The sequence below is a fragment of the Alcanivorax sp. DSM 26293 genome (genome assembly GCF_900107995.1).
GTDB lineage: Bacteria > Pseudomonadota > Gammaproteobacteria > Pseudomonadales > Alcanivoracaceae > Alcanivorax.
The window spans coordinates 427,994-443,445 of the sequence record NZ_FNUM01000001.1 but is presented as its reverse complement, the minus strand read 5'-3'; the positions used below and the strand labels follow the sequence as shown (position 1 = coordinate 443,445).

Below are 15,452 nucleotides of genomic sequence, written 5' to 3'. Positions count from 1 at the left end.
ACGATAGTGGCAGCGGGCCTGCCTGTTTAGAGAAACCCGGGAGAGAGTTTCATCATGCCTATTCCACGCATGAGCCGCATTGAGTTGGCTCAGAAGATCTTGCCTGATCTGAAAACAGCGCTGTCGATGACAGCAAAGCGGCAGGGACTGAAGAAGATTGCCGCGACTTACGACCTTCACCCCCAGCAGCTGTACAACAACCTCAACCTCAACGATTCCGAACGAAATCCGACCCTGCAGCAATTCGAGTTAATTACCGAGTACGCCCGTGACCATGGCGATCTGGATCAAATTCTGGATGCGCTGGCGTTGATTACGGGCTGTGTTTGGTTGCCGATGCCTGCTGAGGAGGATGTGGGGAAGACTGAGCTTTTCAGTGAAGTGGCTGAGTTGATTACCCGGGTAGGGAAGATGACCAGCAACACTCGTGATGCCTTGGTTGATGGGCGGGTTGATGCGGATGAGTTGGCGGTGCTGGAGAAGGACTTGCTGCGGCTGGTTCAGGCGGGGTTCCGGTTAGTGGAGGCTGCGAAGCTGTTTAGCGAGGTGCCCCATGGGTGAGCCGTTGCCGATTCATGAGGCGGAGCAGGGCTTGCTGTATATCAGCCCGGATTGTGACCGGGATACATGGTTTTCCATCGCCGGAGCGCTGAAGGATGAATATGGCGAGGCGGGATTTGAGCTCTTCGATAGCTGGAGCCAGCAGGGCCAGAGCTTTGACAAGGGGGGTTGTAAGACCACCTGGCGTAGCGCCAAGGCGGGGCATTACACGATTGCTACGCTGATCAAGCTGGCTGTGCAGGGCGGGTGGCAGCGGCCCAGGCGAGAGCTTACGGCAGAGGAGAAACGCACTCTGCGGGCGGAGAAGGAGCGTCGTCGCAAAGAGCGGCAGGCGGAAGTCGAGAGGGATGAAAAGCGACACCAGGCCATGCAGGAAGCCGTGAGTGATGCTTGTTGGGCGATATGGCAGGAGCACACCCATGCCATTGGCAGTTCGCCTTACCTGGGGAAGAAGGGCGTTGGGGCCTATGGTATCCGGTTTTTCAAGCGGTCTGTGTTGTTGGTGATTGATGATAGGGACTGCCGTTGCCAGGTGCTGACGGGTATCGCTGTGCGGGAATTCTTTCGCACTTTGCCCAGGCCGAAGCCTGAGCATATTTCATTTCTGCGATTCTCTCATGAAACCATAGCGGTGCCGCTGGTCGATATCGATGGAAAGCTGTGGGCGATCCAGTCGATCAATGGGCTGGGTACCAAGATGTTCCCGAAGTATGGCCGGAAGAAGGGCTGTTTCCATTTGTTTGGTTCCCTGGAGGGGGCTGAGCTTGTGGGTTTTTCAGAGGGTTATGCCACTTCTGCCTCGGCGTTTGAGTTGGGGAGTGGCTGGCCTGTAGTTGCCTGCTTTGATTCGGGCAATATGCTGACTGTCGGTAAGGCTTTTCTTGAGGCCGGGTGGCTGGAAGGAAAGACGCCGGTGTGGATGGCGGATAATGACAAGCTGAACCCGGAAACCGGGAAACGGGCGGGGCAGGATGCTACCGCGGCCTGCCAGGCTGAGCTGGGAGGGGTGGTGCATCTGCCGCCGGCGCCGGTTGGGGAGGCTGCTTGATGTTAGTTGAAGTCTTTAAACCGCAGCCCTTTGCCGGTGTATACAGGGACGGGCTCGGCGATGCCGGTAATGGCGTTCTGTTGTGGGTCGATTCTGCATCCGTATTCGTAGCGAAACTCAAGGCCATCGGGATGATGTCCCTTCATTTCTATTCCACGCAATATGTACTCTCCATCTGTGTTTTTATTGATGCGGCCACTGAAGAGTTTATAGAGGTCTTCATCGCCCTGCGGGGTGAAATTGGTGGTTCCCTCGAGTTCAAGCCATGCTTTGCACTGCTGGCCCCATTCGGAAACAGCTCCATGGCGGATACAGTTATTGTTTTGCCTTGGGCATTCTTTCTCGGCCTGAGAAATGGTAGTGATGTGACTCCAGTTTGGGGTGGTGGTCTTATTGGCGCTCTCAATTCTACTTTCGGCTGGCTGTTGGGTGGCCGGCTGTTGTTCGACGGGGTCACTGTCACTGGTGAACATGTAAATGGCTCCTACCCACACCCCAATGCCGGCAACGGCGGCAACCAGCACATTTGCTTTGTTATTCATTTCGATCCCTGCTTTCGTCTCTCTCTGAACTCTGTTTCTACCCGGTTGGTCCGCTCTGTGCAATCACATGCAGGGGGTGCCCATGGCGGATAATGAATGGACGGGTGACTGGAATGACTTCCACCAAGCCCTGGGTAAGCGTGAGGCGAAGAAACGTTTCCAGGCGCAGCTGCAAGATCTGCTGGCTGCTAACGATAGTTCTGTTACCGCCTCTCCCGCGCCCTCTGATACCGGCGGGGATACTTCTTCTGGTGGTCCGATTATGGATCTGGAAGAGGCGCTTAAACGGTTCGCCTGGACAGTGCCTGATGGCCGGATCTGGGATAACCAGACGCACAAGCTGCTGAAGGAAAAGCAGGTCAGGGACTGGATCGGTGCTGAGGTTTATAAGGTGTGGAAGGGTAGCGACAAGCGCCGGGCTGTTCAGCATGCTGATGTGGTGCGTAAGGCCTCCGCCGCCCAAAAGAGGGGGGGAGGGGAATTAGCTATGGCGCTCCGGCGCTTTGTACTGCTTTATCCTTCGCAGAATGCCTGGGACAGGGAGCGTCGTGAGGTTGTCGGGTTGAATGACCTGAAGCCGCTTTTGCACCGCTGGTACTCCCAATGGCTTGAGCATCCGGATCGTGAGTTGATCGACCGGGATAAGCTGGTTTTTGATCCTCTGCAACAGCACAGCCCTGAAGACGGTTACATCAATATGTTTCGCGGGTTGCCGCTAAAGCCTGCTGGTGAGCTGGTGCAATGTAACTACATCCTGCGCCTGGTGGATCACCTGTGTAATGGTGATCAGGTTGTGGTGCGGTGGTTTCTAAGGTGGCTGGCGTTTCCGTTGCAGCATGTGGGGGCGAAGATGGCCACGGCGGTATTGATGCACTCAGAGACGCAGGGCACGGGTAAGAGCCTGTTGTTCGAGCGGGTGATCAAACCCATGTATGGCGAGTATGCCGCTACTCTTGGGCAGCATCAGTTGGAATCACAGTACACCGATTGGCGCAGTCAGAAACTGTTCGGGCTGTTCGAGGAGATCTTTAGCCGGGATCAGAAGTACAGCCATACCGGTACGCTGAAGCACATGATCACCGGCGATACCCATCGCATCGAGAAGAAGTTTGTGAGTGGCTGGGAAGAATCCAACCACATGAATGCGGTGTTCCTTTCAAATGAGTTACAGCCTTTTCCTGTTGAACCTAGCGACCGGCGCATGCTGGTGGTGTGGCCTGAAACGAAGTTAACGCACGATCTGAAGCAAGGTGTTCTGCATGAGTGTGAGCACGGTGGGCTTGAGGCATTCTATCAGTTCCTTTTGCAGATTCGAATGGAGTGGAGTGATCGTGATGATCCTGAACCTCTCCCTTTCGATACTCACCGTGAACCCCCGATGACAGAAGCCAAAGCTAGGCTGATTGATTTCGGGCGGCCAAGTTGGGATCTATTTCATCAGGATTGGAAGGCTGGGCACATGGGCCCGAAATTCCCTTATGAGACGTGCCTGGTGAATCACTTGTACAAGTTGTACCGGCAGTGGTGTTCAGATGCTGGTGAGCGATCTATGACGCGCGAAAGGTTTTCTGGCGCCCTTTCCGGTAGGGAGCGGCGCAGGCGCGATGTGAAGTATCAGATGGGCGTTAACGAGCGTAAGGGCACGTTTTTCCAGGTGGGTGAGCCTCCAGAGGGCAAGTCGCAGAAGGACTGGTTGGGTGAGTTTGTGCTCCGCTGGGAGAAGAACCTGGAGCCAAAAGATGATTAGGCCGGAGGGTGGCCGGATGCAGGCCGGAGGGTGGTGTTATCGTAAGCGCCTGAAATCCATAGAAAGGCCGGAGGGCCGGAAGGGCCGGTGGGTTGTCACGCGCGCGTGGGTGCGCGTGTTTATGTTCTCTACGGGGTGCGGTTTAAATTCAATGTACCCACACGCGAGAAACATCCTCCGGCCCTTCCGGCCCTCCGGCCTTTCGTTATTTTTCAGTATGTTAAGGGTCGCTTACCCTCCGGCTTACCCTCCGGCCTGCATCCGGCCTTCTATTTTTTCATGTTCCACGACAAACAATTCAGAAATGGTCAGGGGAGAGTTATGAATCCGATCCGGTTGATGGCGAAGATGACGGCGAAAGGGCTGTTGATTGATGGTTCCGGCTTTGGCGGTGGTTCTGTAGTGATTACCCAGCATGATGTGGCTGGGGCTATGGGTATGGGTAAGCTGCCTGCTGAGGCAGTGCTGGTAGGGCGGGCCAAGTTCTCTGACGACAACCAGGCTCAGCTTTCGTTGGCGGGGTGGGTGCAGACTGAGTTCCGGCGGGTGTGTATGCGCAATGGCTGGAAAGCGGACTACTGCGAAGGCTTGGCTACGCTGTGTGTGTTTGAGCTGGTTTACCCGATGCGGTGCAGCCACTGCATGGGCAGGGGCAAGACCTGGCAGCAGGAGCCGGAGCAAGCTGATGACGGCTCGTTATTGCGCATGGCAGATCGGTGGCTGGTGTGTAAGCCATGCAAGGGCACCGGGCAGAGCGTGTTGACGGTGCGGAACCGGGCGGCAATTGCGAAGATCAGCAAGAGCCGATTCAGTGAAACTTGGGCAGCTCGTGCTGATGACATGATGAAAACGCTCTATACCCTGGAGGATATGGTGCTGCGCCACCTGTGGCACCAGTTTTCTGATAGGGCTGCATGAGAGAATTCTAATTATTTTTCTCTTGACCTGTTGACGACCGGGACAGAAATGGCCATGATTTTCCCAACGTGGAAAAGCCCGCCCTGAGAAATCTCGGCGGGTTTTTTTTTTGCCTGTCTTTTGAGCCCGCTGGTGTTTGCCTGCGGGCTTTTTTTGTTTCTGATGCAGCGAAGCTCAATGGTAGAGCGGCGAGTTTCTACACGCGACACACGCCTTGTATGGGTAACCCATCCATGCACAGGAAAATGTGTATGTCAGTGAGGTGCTGACCGGAGCAGGTTCAATTCCTGCGGCTGCATCCAATTTTCTCCCGGTCCCGCTTCGGCGGGGCTTTTAATTTCTGGTGGTGGGGGCTTTATGCAAGACGATCCGGGTGTGCTGGCGCAGTTGGTGAGCGCTGGTGGTGACCTGGCGCGCCATGCGTGGGCCCTGGCCATGGGCGCCTTTGGCGCCATGCTCGGGTATGTGTACCGGCATTATCAGCGACGCGAGGAAGGTGAAGAGGTGCGACCGATTGACTGGCTTCGAATGTTACTGGAAGGCCTTACCTGCGGCTTTATCGCAGTGACAGTTTCCTACGGTCTGGAAGCTACGGGTGCACCGGTTGCCATGGGCAACTTCATTGGTGGCTCACTCGGTTTTGTTGGCACTAAAGCTGCCAGTGAATGGGCCATCATGTTTGCTAAGAGGAAGACAGGCGGATGAAGGGCCACCGGTTCGGTAAACGATCCATGGGGCACCTGGCCGAGGTGCACCCGCATCTTGCCATGCTGGCCGTGCGAGCTTTGCAGTTGTCGCCAGTTGATTTCGGGGTGACCGATGGAAAGCGGACGATGGCCGAGCAAAAGCAGGAAGTTGCTGAGGGAGACAGCCAGACCCTGAACAGTCGCCACCTGACCGGTCATGCAATTGACGTGATGGCGTATGTGGATGGGCAGGGCAGCTGGGAGTGGGAGTACTACGAACAGATTGGTGAAGCCTTCAAGGCTGCCGCCGATGAGTTGAAAGTTCCCATTGTTTGGGGCGGCGACTGGCAAAGCCTTAGGGATGGCCCGCACATTGAGCTGGCCCGGAGAGCCTACCCATGAGCCCGGCCACTATTCGCGGTATTGCGCTTCTGCTGGTCGTGTCAGTGATCTATGGGGCTGGGCTTTTCACGGGCCGTGCCATGGTAGGGCAGGAGTTTGCTGAGTATCGAGAGGATACCGCATTGGATGCGCTGGTTGACCAGGCGCACTTCACTGTTGAACAGAACAAGCTGAACACAAAACTGGCCGATCTGAGCCAGTTGCACCAACAGGAGAAAGCTCGTGCTGAAGCTGCTGAGAGCAAGCTGCTTGCTGATGTGCAGTCTGGTGATCGTCGGCTGTCAGTCCTCGCCAACGGTTGTACAGCCACCACATCGGCCACCTCCGGAAGCTTGGATGATGCACCCCCGCGAACCGAACTTGACCCAGCGCATGCTGGACGAATTGTCACCATCACCCAAGACGGAGACGACGGAATCCGAGCGCTGAACGCCCTGCAGGATTATGTGTGCACGGTTTGCCAGCCTGAAGAGGCTGGCTGGTCATTTTGTGACCGCGATGGCCGAGCGCGGGTCCTTCCGGAGACCGAGTGAATACGGGTGCGCGGAGCGCGGGTTGTTTGCAGATCTGCGATTGCATAGGGGGTTGTAGTTGTTCCCCGGTTATTGGGTGATTTCATGGACATTGATTCTCAGGTAAGTGCTTCAGCGTTTGGCAGGCTGGTAAATATCAGCCAGCAGGCGGTGAGCAAGCATGTGGCGGATGGCCACCTGAGAAAGAGCGGCACTCTGGCTGAGTGGCTGTTCGATTACTGCGAGCACCTGCGGGTGCAGGCTGCGGGCCGTGGCGGTGACAAACAGGCCGATCTGGCCGCCGCCAAAACAGAAGAGGCTCAGGTGAAGGCGGCGCTTGGCCGCCTGGCTTACAACGAAAAGCTGGGCACCTTGGTGATCGCCGATGATGCAGCCCAGGCCGTAGTGAACTGGGCCGCGTATGCGAACCGGGAAATTCGTGGCGCTGTTGAACGCCTGCGTCAGGCACTGGAAAAGGAGCATGGCATTTCTATTGATGCCAGCACATTAAGCGATGTCGTTGAACCTGCAATCGAGCGAATTGGTGAGTTTGCGGGCGACGTTGCGGAAGGTCTTACTGACAGCAGCGAGTAAGTTTCGGCCTCGCCGCCATGTGCCCACGGCCCAGTGGATGCAAGACAATTATCACCTCCCGGAAGCCATCGGTGATCTGGCTGGGCTTTACGATTTCTACTACTCCCCGTATTTCCTCGGGGTGGCTGCGGCGCTGGATGACGCCAGCGTGGATGAAGTGGATTTGATGAAGGCGGCCCAGCTGGGCTGGACCTACTTCCTGATCGGGTACCTGGCAAAGCGAGTGGACTGCCATCCGGCACCGCTCATGGTGCTGTTTGCCAAAGAGAAAGACGGAAAGGCCTTCCACGATGAAAAGCTGGTGCCTGCGCTGAGCTCCACGCCAGCCATGAAAGGCGTGATCGATGTGACCACCAGCCGAAAGGCTGGCAACCGCTGGGATCTGAAATCCTACCCGGGGGGCTTTCTAAAGCTGGTGGGTTCCAACAGCCCTGGCAACGTGAAATCCACCAGTTCGGTGGGTGTGGGTGTGGTGGAAGAGCCTGACGACACCAGCGTGGACGTAAAACGTCAGGGTGACGCCATCGGCCTGCTGGAAGAACGCCTGAAGCGATACATCGGCAGCAAGCTGATTGTTGGTGGCACCCCCACGATCAAGAATCTCAGCAAGACTGAACACCGGGTGCAGGAATCGGATTGCCGGGTTCTGCCGGTGGTATGCCATGAGTGCGGCGAGAGCCATGTGCTGGCTTGGGAGAACGTTAGCTGGCTGGATGCGGATGACGACAGTCCTGTGCATGAGGTCTACGGCAGGGCCCTGCCGGACACCGCCGTTTACTGCTGCCCCCACTGTGGCAGCGGCTGGGATGACGATCAGCGGCAAACCAACATCCGAAACACCGTTTTCAACGCGGTGGAGGCCGGTGACCCGCTGTGTGGCTGGGTGCCGACGCGGCCTTTTCACGGCAAGGCGGGCTTTACTGAACTGAGTGAGCTGTATGCCTGTGTCCCCGGCACCACGCTTTCGGATGTGGTGCGGGACAAGCTCAAGGCGGATCACCTGGCAGAGAAAGGCGATCTGTCCGGCCTGATCACGTTCACCAACCAGAAGCTGGGCCGAACGTTCGAATACGAAACTGCAGCGCCGGATTCTGAAGAACTGCGCAAGCGTGCTGAGGATTACCCCGAACTGATTGTCCCTGCTGGAGGCCTGATCCTCACAGCCGGGGTGGATGTGCAGCGTGATCGCCTGGCGGTGGTGCTGCGCGCCTGGGGCCGTGGCATGGAAAGCTGGCTGCTCTACTGGGGCGAGTTCTACGCCAAGGTGAGCACCACGGATACCAGCGACCCTGTGTGGAAGCAGCTGGATGATTTTCTGTTCACCCCGCGCAAGCATGAGAACGGTTTCAGCCTGATCCCCAAGGCCGTGAGCATTGACTCCGGTGGCCACAGCACCGAGCAGGTTTACAACTGGGTGCGGCCTCGCCAGAAACGTGGCGTGATGGCCATCAAGGGCAGCAGCAACGACTACGGCAAGCGCGAGATTTTCAGCGCCCCGCGCAAGGCTGATTACAAAAACGGCCACAAAACCAAGGCCGCCAAGTTTGGCCTGCAGGTGTACCAGGTGGGCACCCATAAAGCCAAAGACCTGATCTTTGGTGAAGGCGGCCGGCTCAGCCTGAAAGGCGAAGGGCCCGGGCGCATGCACTGGTTCAACTCAGTGCGTGACGACTACTACGAACAGATCACGGGTGTGATCAAAGCCCCCAGCGCCAGGCTGGGCGGCAAGCTGATCTGGCACGACAAGCCAGGCCAGCCGGTGGAGGCGGCAGACTGTGAGGTTTACGCCTTGCATGCGGCCTACAGCCAGCGCCTTCACACCTGGAAAGACGACCGCTGGGATCAGCTGGAATCTCAGCTGAAACAAAGCGACCTGTTCGGCGCTACAGAGAAGCCGGAACACACCGGTGATGAGCGCCGCAAATCCTCTTACTGGTAACCGCCCATGGCTTACACGCAATCAGACCTGGATCGCATCGAAGCGGCGATTGCGACGGGCACCCTGCGCATTACGCACAATGGCAAGACCACGGAATTCCGAAGCCTGAACGAGATGATCCGTGTGCGGGATCTGATCAAGGGTGAATTGGCTACCGGCAGCACGACGCCTGCGCGTCAGCACTACGCCCCCAGTTTCGACAGGGGGTACCAATGAGCTGGTTGGATCGCGCCATCGGTTGGTTTTCCCCTGAAGCCGAAGCCCGCCGCACCCGTGCCCGGGTGGTAACGGATCGCCTACGCGCAGTGAACGGCTACGACGGTGCTGGCAAAGGGCGCCGCAACAAGTGGACCCGTGGCCGCGACAGCAGCGCCAACGCTGAAAGCCGTGCGGCCCTGCCGTTGCTGCGTGCCCGGCACCGTGAAATGGTGCGCAACAACCCTTATGCGGCCAGCGCCCTGCGGGTGCTGACCACCAACATTGTCGGCACAGGCATTCGCCCCCGGGCGATGGTGGAAGATGCTGACATGAAGAAATCCCTGCAGCAGCTGATGCTGGGCTGGGCAGAAACCACGGCTGTCGATTACGACGGGCGGCTGGATCTGTACGGCTTGCAGGCCCAAGCAGTGCGCACTGCCATGGAAGGCGGTGACGCACTCATTGTGCGCGTCACCGAGCGCGACCCAGCCTTGCCGATCCCCCTGAAGGTTCGGCTGCTGGAAGGCGATTATCTGGACCACACCAAGAACGGACCCATGGAAGGGGGTTATGCCGTTCAGGGCGTGCAGTTTAACAACGAACATAAGCGGGTGGGCTACTGGCTGCACCGTACCCACCCCGGCGATGTGCTGGGTGGTTTCAGCGCCAGCAAGCTGACTCCCGCTGAAGACGTGATCCACCTGTATGAAATGTTGCGCCCTGGCCAAGTGCGTGGCGTGCCCCGCGGTACCGCCGCGCTCATGCGCATGAAGAGCTTGGATGATTATCAGGATGCGCGTATCGAGGCTGCCAAGAGCGCAGCCTGTTTGGTGGGCGTGGTCGTCGAGCCGGAAGGTGATGTGGACAAGCCCGGCAGCGTGCTCCCGGAGAAGCTGGAGCCGGGCATGTTCCCGCGCCTGAAAACCGGTGAAGACGTTCGCTTCAACAACCCGCCCAGCGTGACCGGTCATGGTGAATTCGTCAGCACGGAGCAACATGCGATCGCGATTTCCTACGGGGTCCCATTTGAAGCCCTCACGGGTGACCTGAGCCAGGTCAACTACTCCAGCGCTCGCATGGGCTTCATGGAGTTCGGCCGCAATGTGGAGCAGTACCGCTGGTCCACCCTGATCCCAATCCTTTGCCAAGGCCTGGCCCGGTGGTTTAACGATACCGCCATGCTGGCAGGAAAATTGTCTGGCCCGGTTCGCTGGGAGTGGTCGCCCCCCCGCCGGGAAATGATCGACCCCAGCCGCGAAGTGCCGCCCATGGTGGATCTGGTTCGTGCCGGTGGCAGCACGCTATCTGAGTGGATCCGCACCATGGGCCATGAGCCTGATGATGTATTCACCGAACTGGCCGAAGAACGGAAGCGCCTCGATGACGACGGCCTGATCCTGACTACCGATGCCGGCAAGGTCAGCAACGCAGGCGTCACCAATGCCCGGGGCCCCGGGCAGCAATTCCCTGAACCTGGGAACGACTGACCGGAGAGACTCATGAAATGGAAACTCAAAGCGCTGGCCCAGGGGGTCAGCGGTGGACTTGCTTTGTCCGCAACAAACCAGATCAACGCCAAAGGTGAGCTGCTGCTCTACGGCGTCATCGGTGATTGGTGGGATGGCTTGGACGCCATGACCATCGTGAGGGAAGTGGAATCCCTGAATGAAGGAACACTGCCAGTACGGATTCACTCAGAAGGTGGGTTCATCACCGAGGGGCTGGCTATCTATAACGCGCTGAAGAATAGCCAGCAGCTCGTAGAAGTCACCATTGACGGTATTGCCTTGAGCATGGCCAGCGTGATCGCCATGGCTGGTGATGTGGTTCGTATGCCAGCCAATGCCTTCCTGATGATCCACAAGCCGAACGGGCCCAGTGTCGGCGAGGCGGACGATCACCGCCGCATGGCTGATGTGTACGACCAATTTGAAGACAGCGTGGCGGGCATCTACGCCACCAAGACCGGCCTGGATAAAGACACTCTCAAGGCAATGATGGCCGCTGAGACCTGGCTGAACGGTGAACAAGCCGTAGAAATGGGTTTCGCGGATGAACTGATCGAACCGGTACAGGCTGTCGCCCAAGCAGATCTGGCCGCTTTCCAAAATGCTCCGGCAGGAGCGTTGAACCTCTATCACCGGCCGCAAGGCCAACCCCCGGCGGCCACCGCCGCCACCAACCTCAACCAAAAAGGTAATGTTATGAACCTTGATGATCGCGCGAAGGCGGTGGGCCTGACCCGCCGGGAAGGCGAAACCGATGCGCAGCTGAAGGTCCGCGTCGAAGCCGCTGAAGCCAATGCCCAGGCCGCACAGAATGCTGCTGGTTGTGAAGGCGATGATGACACTCCGCCGGCAGCTGCAGCCACTGGTGCCCAGAACCGTGGTGGCCGTACCGATCCTCCGCCGGTACCGGCAGGTACCGATGCCCAGGCGGCGGCGACTTCGGCTGTTGCTCAGGAGCGCACCCGCATCAGTGAGCTGCGCAACCTGGCCCGCACCCATCGCATTGAAGATGCTGACCTGAACCGCATGATCGATGCAGGCACCAGCGTGGCGGATGCTCGCAATGAAGTGCTCAACCTGCTGGCTACCCGCAGCCAAAACAACGTGCCGGGCGGTCATGTGGCGGTAGTCCACGATGGTGAAGCCCTGCGTGTTGGGCTGGTCGGTGCCCTCATGAACCGCGTGAACCCCGGCCAGCACCCGTTGACTGATGGCTCCCGCGAATTCCGCGGCATGAGTCTGATGAACATGGCGGCGGAAGTGATTCACTCCGGTGGCGGCACCACCCGTGGCATGACCCCCATGGAGATCGCGGCCAAGGCCATGCACTCCACCAGCGACTTCCCGGCCATCCTGGCGGATGTGGCGAACAAGACCCTGCGTAACGGCTACGAAGCTGCCCCGCGTACCTTCACAGCCTTCTGTCGCCAAGCCAGCGCCAGTGACTTCAAGTTCATCAACCGTGCCCAGCTCGGTGAAGCGCCGGAACTGGAAAAGGTGAAGGATTCCGGTGAATTCAATTACGGCTCCATGGGTGAAGACAACCAGCGCTACAAGCTGGAAACCTACGGCAAGATCATCGCCCTGACTCGCCAGACCATCATCAATGACGATCTGGATGCTTTCAGCCGTGTGCCTGGCGCCTTTGGTGCCAGTGCTGCAGAACTGGAGAGCAACGTGGTGTGGGGCCTGATCACCGGCAACGTGAAGATGGCCGATAACAAGGCGCTGTTCCATGCCGATCACAACAACCTCGGTACCGGTGCTGCCCTGAGTGTGGATAGCCTCTCTGAAGCGCGCAAGAAGATGCGTCGCCAGACTGGCATCAACGCCAAGCGGCCGCTGAATCTGATGGCCGAATACCTGATCGTGCCGGCGGCACTGGAGACCAAGGCCCAGCAGATCGTTGCTGAGATCCTCAGCGCCAAGAGCGCGGACGTGAACCCCTTCGCCGGCAAGCTGCAGGTGGTGGTAGAGCCGCGTCTGGATGACGCGAGCGAAACGTCCTGGTACCTGTCTGCCGCGCCTGCCCGCATCGACACCATCGAATACGCTTACCTCACCGGTGAGGAAGGCGTGTACATCGAAACCCAGCAGGGCTTCGACGTGGATGGCGTGAAGATCAAGGCGCGGCTGGACTTCGGTGCCGGTGTTATCGATCACCGTGGCCTGTTCAAGAACGCCGGGGCATAACCCCGGCTGACCGTCTCTCCCCGCGGTGCCCTTCGGGGTCCGCACCTAATTTACCAATGATGCAAAGGTGCAATCATGGCTAAGAACTTCATCCAACGCGGCGATAACATCACTGTTATCGCCGCTGCCCTAGCCGCCTCTGGCGACCTGATTGTCATGGGCTCCCTGTTCGGTGTGGCATTGCACGATGCTGCCGCCAACGAAGAGCTCACCCTGAAAACTGGCGGTGTTTGGGAACTGCCCAAAACCTCCGCCGATACTCCCGCCGTGGGGGCGGATGCTTACTGGGATGACGCAGCCGGCGAAATCACCACGGTAAGCACCGATAACACCAAGGTCGGTGTGTTCGTAGAAGCGGCGGCGGGTGGTGAAACCGTGTGCCGGGTGCGTCTTAACGACGCCTTCTGACCATGAGCCAGTTCGATGGCTACAAAACGGCGCTGGATAGCGCCGTTTTCAATTTCTACGGTGACCCGGCCACCATCACAGCCGGGCCACTGAAACCGGAGCGGGGCAGCAGCCCGGTAACCGTCGCCACCCTCGACTACGAAGACGTGCGCGATGACATGGACGCCCTGATCGCCACGCTGATTTACGTGGAATACCCCAAAGCCGCCTGGCCCTACCCGCGCCGGGGTGACCAGATCGCCCTGAACGGGAAGACCTGGACCATTCAGCGGCTGGAGCGTGACGAAAACACCACCCTGATTGTTGAGGTGACCCAATGAGCCGTGCCACCCGGGACATGAAAATCGTGCTGGATGCCATTGCCCAGATTGGGGGAAAGCATAGCGCTGTGGCAATCCAGAGCGTTCTGAGTGATGCGGCTAAGCAAGGCCGGGAAACGTCGGTCAGCGAAATCAGCAAACAGGTTGCACTGAGCAAGTCCTATATCGCCCGGCACCTGCGGGTAATGCCGCCGGCGCGCAAGGGCGATTCCTGGGAAGCCGGTGTGCAGGCAACCCGGCGGGGCGTGCTGCTTTCCCGATTTGAAAACCGTGGCTTGCGGGTGCCGAAGAAACACCCGGGGCGCGGCAAGGGCAGCACGAAGCACGGTGGCGTAACCGGCATGATCAAAGCTGGCAGCCGTTACACCGCGAAAAGCTTTTTCTATGTTCCTGGGTTGCGGGGCAGTGGAGCCACAGGTATTGCGGTGCGTACCGGCCAAGGGCGGGGTGCATTCAAGGTGATGCATGGCCCCAGTGTGAGCCAGGTGTTCCAGTCTGTGCGCAATGATATCGCGCCGGAACTGCAAGAGCGGGCAGCGCGCAAAGTAGCTGGCCTGTTGCTGGAGCTCTTCGAATGATACCAAGCGAAGCTATTTATGCCGTTTACCGTGAGCGGCTGAAATCCATCACTACTGCCAACGGGTATCACAGTGATGCCGGCCTTGAGGTTTATGAGGGGTGGTTGGCTCACGCCCTGGTGATGGATCAGCAGCAGGAATTTCCGTTTATCGCCCTGCAGCCGGGGCAAGATCGGCGGGCCAGCAAAAGCAGCGGTGGGCGGCTTGTTCGCGAGATCAATTTCGAGATCATCGTGGCCGAAAAAGCCGCTGATGGGGTGTCTGCAAGGTTGCTGCAGCATGAGTTCGATTTGATCCATGCGTTGGCCGATCGCAACAACACAGAGCAACTGAATGGCACGGCCCTCAGCAATGAGGTGGGTGATGCCGACTACAACATTCCCGAGGATGGTTACCCGGTGGCCTGGGTGGCGCTCACGGTAACGGCCCGCTACCAGCTAATTCTCGACCCTGATTCCCAAACCTAAACCCGAAACCTGAATCATCGGCGCCCTGCGCCAAAGGAGATAATCATGTCTTACCAGGACACCGGCCTCATCTTCGCCGGCAAGGTATTCATTGCCCCGGTAGAGCAGGGCGTTATCGGCGCTTTCAACGGCCCTATCAACGTCCCCAGCTTTGAGCTGACCCCGCCCAGCACCGAGGTCCGCAACCGCGTTTCCAAACAGCCTGCCTCCTATGGCCAGGCGCTGGACGTAGTGAACATTCCGGGCGATCCGGCCCAGATGTCCATTTCCTTCGACTCCCTGCCGGCGGTGTTGTTGGCTGAAGCTCTGGGTGGCACCAGCGCGTCTCACTCGGTCACTGCCGGTAGCGTGACTGATGAAGCAATTACGTTGGTAGAGGGCCAGTGGGTCAAGCTGGCGCATTCCAACATTGATGGTGCCTCTGTTGTTGTCACTGACCCAACCGGGCCCACCGACCTGGTTGAAGGCGATGATTACGAAGTCGATGCTGACGCCGGCATGATCAAAGCCTTGGATGCGGCTGCCGCCATCGCGGTAGAAGTAGATTATGACTACAACGCCGAATCCGGCACCAAGGTGCTGGGCGCCACGGAAATCCAGAAGCCGCGGCACATCATCCTGGAAGGCAAGAACCTGGCGACCGGCAAGAAAGCTCGGGTGATCGTGCATGAAGCGATCCTGAATGCCAGTGAAGCCATGGACCTGATGAGCGATGAGTTCGTGAATGGTCAGCTGAGTGGCAACCTGCGCACCCCGGCCGGCAAAGCCAGCCCCTTTGAAGTGATCATGCCTGACTGAGCTCAGCAGTAACCCTTCCCTCTGACGCCCCGC

At 58.5% G+C, this 15,452-nt stretch carries 18 protein-coding genes and 1 tRNA gene; 18 read left to right on the top strand and 1 reads right to left on the bottom strand.

Annotation, left to right across the window (positions count from 1 at the left end):
* Window positions 1–54: 54 nt before the first annotated feature.
* Both C4S63_RS01960 and C4S63_RS01955 read left to right on the top strand, forming a co-directional pair.
* Complete coding sequence (locus tag C4S63_RS01960; RefSeq protein ID WP_146063344.1) at window positions 55–561, top strand: phage regulatory CII family protein; 507 nt, start codon at window positions 55–57, stop codon at window positions 559–561.
* Window positions 562–592: 31 nt separating this feature from the next.
* Complete coding sequence (locus C4S63_RS01955) at window positions 593–1,609, top strand: PriCT-2 domain-containing protein (RefSeq protein ID WP_160052671.1); 1,017 nt, start codon at window positions 593–595, stop codon at window positions 1,607–1,609.
* A gap of 2 nt (window positions 1,610–1,611) precedes the next feature.
* Here the strand turns inward: C4S63_RS01955 and C4S63_RS01950 are convergent, their stop codons facing one another.
* The gene (locus C4S63_RS01950; RefSeq protein ID WP_103916539.1) at window positions 1,612–2,151 is read right to left on the bottom strand and encodes a hypothetical protein; all 540 of its coding nucleotides are present in this window, start codon (window positions 2,149–2,151) and stop codon (window positions 1,612–1,614) included.
* An 82-nt stretch (window positions 2,152–2,233) separates the two neighbouring features.
* On the opposite strand from C4S63_RS01950, the gene C4S63_RS01945 reads away from it, so the two are divergent.
* The 16 genes from C4S63_RS01945 to C4S63_RS01875 all read left to right on the top strand — a co-directional run bounded on the left by C4S63_RS01945 (window position 2,234) and on the right by C4S63_RS01875 (window position 15,419).
* Complete coding sequence (locus C4S63_RS01945; RefSeq protein ID WP_146063343.1) at window positions 2,234–3,898, top strand: DUF5906 domain-containing protein; 1,665 nt, start codon at window positions 2,234–2,236, stop codon at window positions 3,896–3,898.
* 105 nt (window positions 3,899–4,003) lie between these two features.
* Window positions 4,004–4,816 carry a hypothetical protein gene (locus C4S63_RS01940; RefSeq protein ID WP_146063342.1) on the top strand — a complete coding sequence of 271 codons (813 nt, stop codon included), beginning with the start codon at window positions 4,004–4,006 and terminating at the stop codon, window positions 4,814–4,816.
* 163 nt (window positions 4,817–4,979) lie between these two features.
* A tRNA-OTHER gene (locus tag C4S63_RS17345) sits at window positions 4,980–5,118 on the top strand.
* 55 nt (window positions 5,119–5,173) lie between these two features.
* Complete coding sequence (locus C4S63_RS01935) at window positions 5,174–5,521, top strand: phage holin family protein (RefSeq protein ID WP_103916536.1); 348 nt, start codon at window positions 5,174–5,176, stop codon at window positions 5,519–5,521.
* Window positions 5,518–5,904, top strand: coding sequence for a M15 family metallopeptidase (locus C4S63_RS01930; protein WP_103916535.1), 387 nt, complete (start codon window positions 5,518–5,520; stop codon window positions 5,902–5,904). Before C4S63_RS01935 ends, C4S63_RS01930 begins: the two co-directional genes overlap by 4 nt.
* Window positions 5,901–6,437, top strand: coding sequence for a lysis system i-spanin subunit Rz (locus C4S63_RS01925; protein WP_103916534.1), 537 nt, complete (start codon window positions 5,901–5,903; stop codon window positions 6,435–6,437). Before C4S63_RS01930 ends, C4S63_RS01925 begins: the two co-directional genes overlap by 4 nt.
* Window positions 6,438–6,521: 84 nt before the next feature.
* Window positions 6,522–7,010: a putative peptidoglycan binding domain-containing protein gene (locus tag C4S63_RS01920; protein ID WP_103916533.1), complete on the top strand. Its 489-nt coding sequence runs from the start codon at window positions 6,522–6,524 to the stop codon at window positions 7,008–7,010.
* A 37-nt stretch (window positions 7,011–7,047) separates the two neighbouring features.
* Entirely contained in the window at window positions 7,048–8,949 is a 1,902-nt protein-coding gene (locus C4S63_RS01915) for a phage terminase large subunit family protein (protein WP_160052669.1), read from the top strand.
* Window positions 8,950–8,955: 6 nt separating this feature from the next.
* On the top strand, window positions 8,956–9,165 hold the full coding sequence (locus C4S63_RS01910) for a phage head-tail joining protein (RefSeq protein ID WP_103916531.1): 210 nt from the start codon (window positions 8,956–8,958) through the stop codon (window positions 9,163–9,165).
* Entirely contained in the window at window positions 9,162–10,634 is a 1,473-nt protein-coding gene (locus C4S63_RS01905) for a phage portal protein (protein WP_103916530.1), read from the top strand. The genes C4S63_RS01910 and C4S63_RS01905 overlap by 4 nt, the downstream gene beginning before the upstream one ends.
* 12 nt (window positions 10,635–10,646) lie before the next feature.
* Window positions 10,647–12,848: a ClpP-like prohead protease/major capsid protein fusion protein gene (locus tag C4S63_RS01900; RefSeq protein WP_103916529.1), complete on the top strand. Its 2,202-nt coding sequence runs from the start codon at window positions 10,647–10,649 to the stop codon at window positions 12,846–12,848.
* Window positions 12,849–12,923: 75 nt separating this feature from the next.
* The gene (locus tag C4S63_RS01895) at window positions 12,924–13,256 is read left to right on the top strand and encodes a DUF2190 family protein (protein ID WP_103916528.1); all 333 of its coding nucleotides are present in this window, start codon (window positions 12,924–12,926) and stop codon (window positions 13,254–13,256) included.
* 2 nt (window positions 13,257–13,258) lie between these two features.
* Entirely contained in the window at window positions 13,259–13,576 is a 318-nt protein-coding gene (locus C4S63_RS01890; protein ID WP_103916527.1) for a hypothetical protein, read from the top strand.
* The gene (locus C4S63_RS01885) at window positions 13,573–14,154 is read left to right on the top strand and encodes a hypothetical protein (protein WP_103916526.1); all 582 of its coding nucleotides are present in this window, start codon (window positions 13,573–13,575) and stop codon (window positions 14,152–14,154) included. Before C4S63_RS01890 ends, C4S63_RS01885 begins: the two co-directional genes overlap by 4 nt.
* Window positions 14,151–14,621: a hypothetical protein gene (locus C4S63_RS01880; RefSeq protein ID WP_103916525.1), complete on the top strand. Its 471-nt coding sequence runs from the start codon at window positions 14,151–14,153 to the stop codon at window positions 14,619–14,621. The genes C4S63_RS01885 and C4S63_RS01880 overlap by 4 nt, the downstream gene beginning before the upstream one ends.
* A gap of 45 nt (window positions 14,622–14,666) precedes the next feature.
* Window positions 14,667–15,419: a hypothetical protein gene (locus tag C4S63_RS01875; RefSeq protein ID WP_103916524.1), complete on the top strand. Its 753-nt coding sequence runs from the start codon at window positions 14,667–14,669 to the stop codon at window positions 15,417–15,419.
* The last annotated feature ends 33 nt before the right edge of the window (window positions 15,420–15,452 follow it).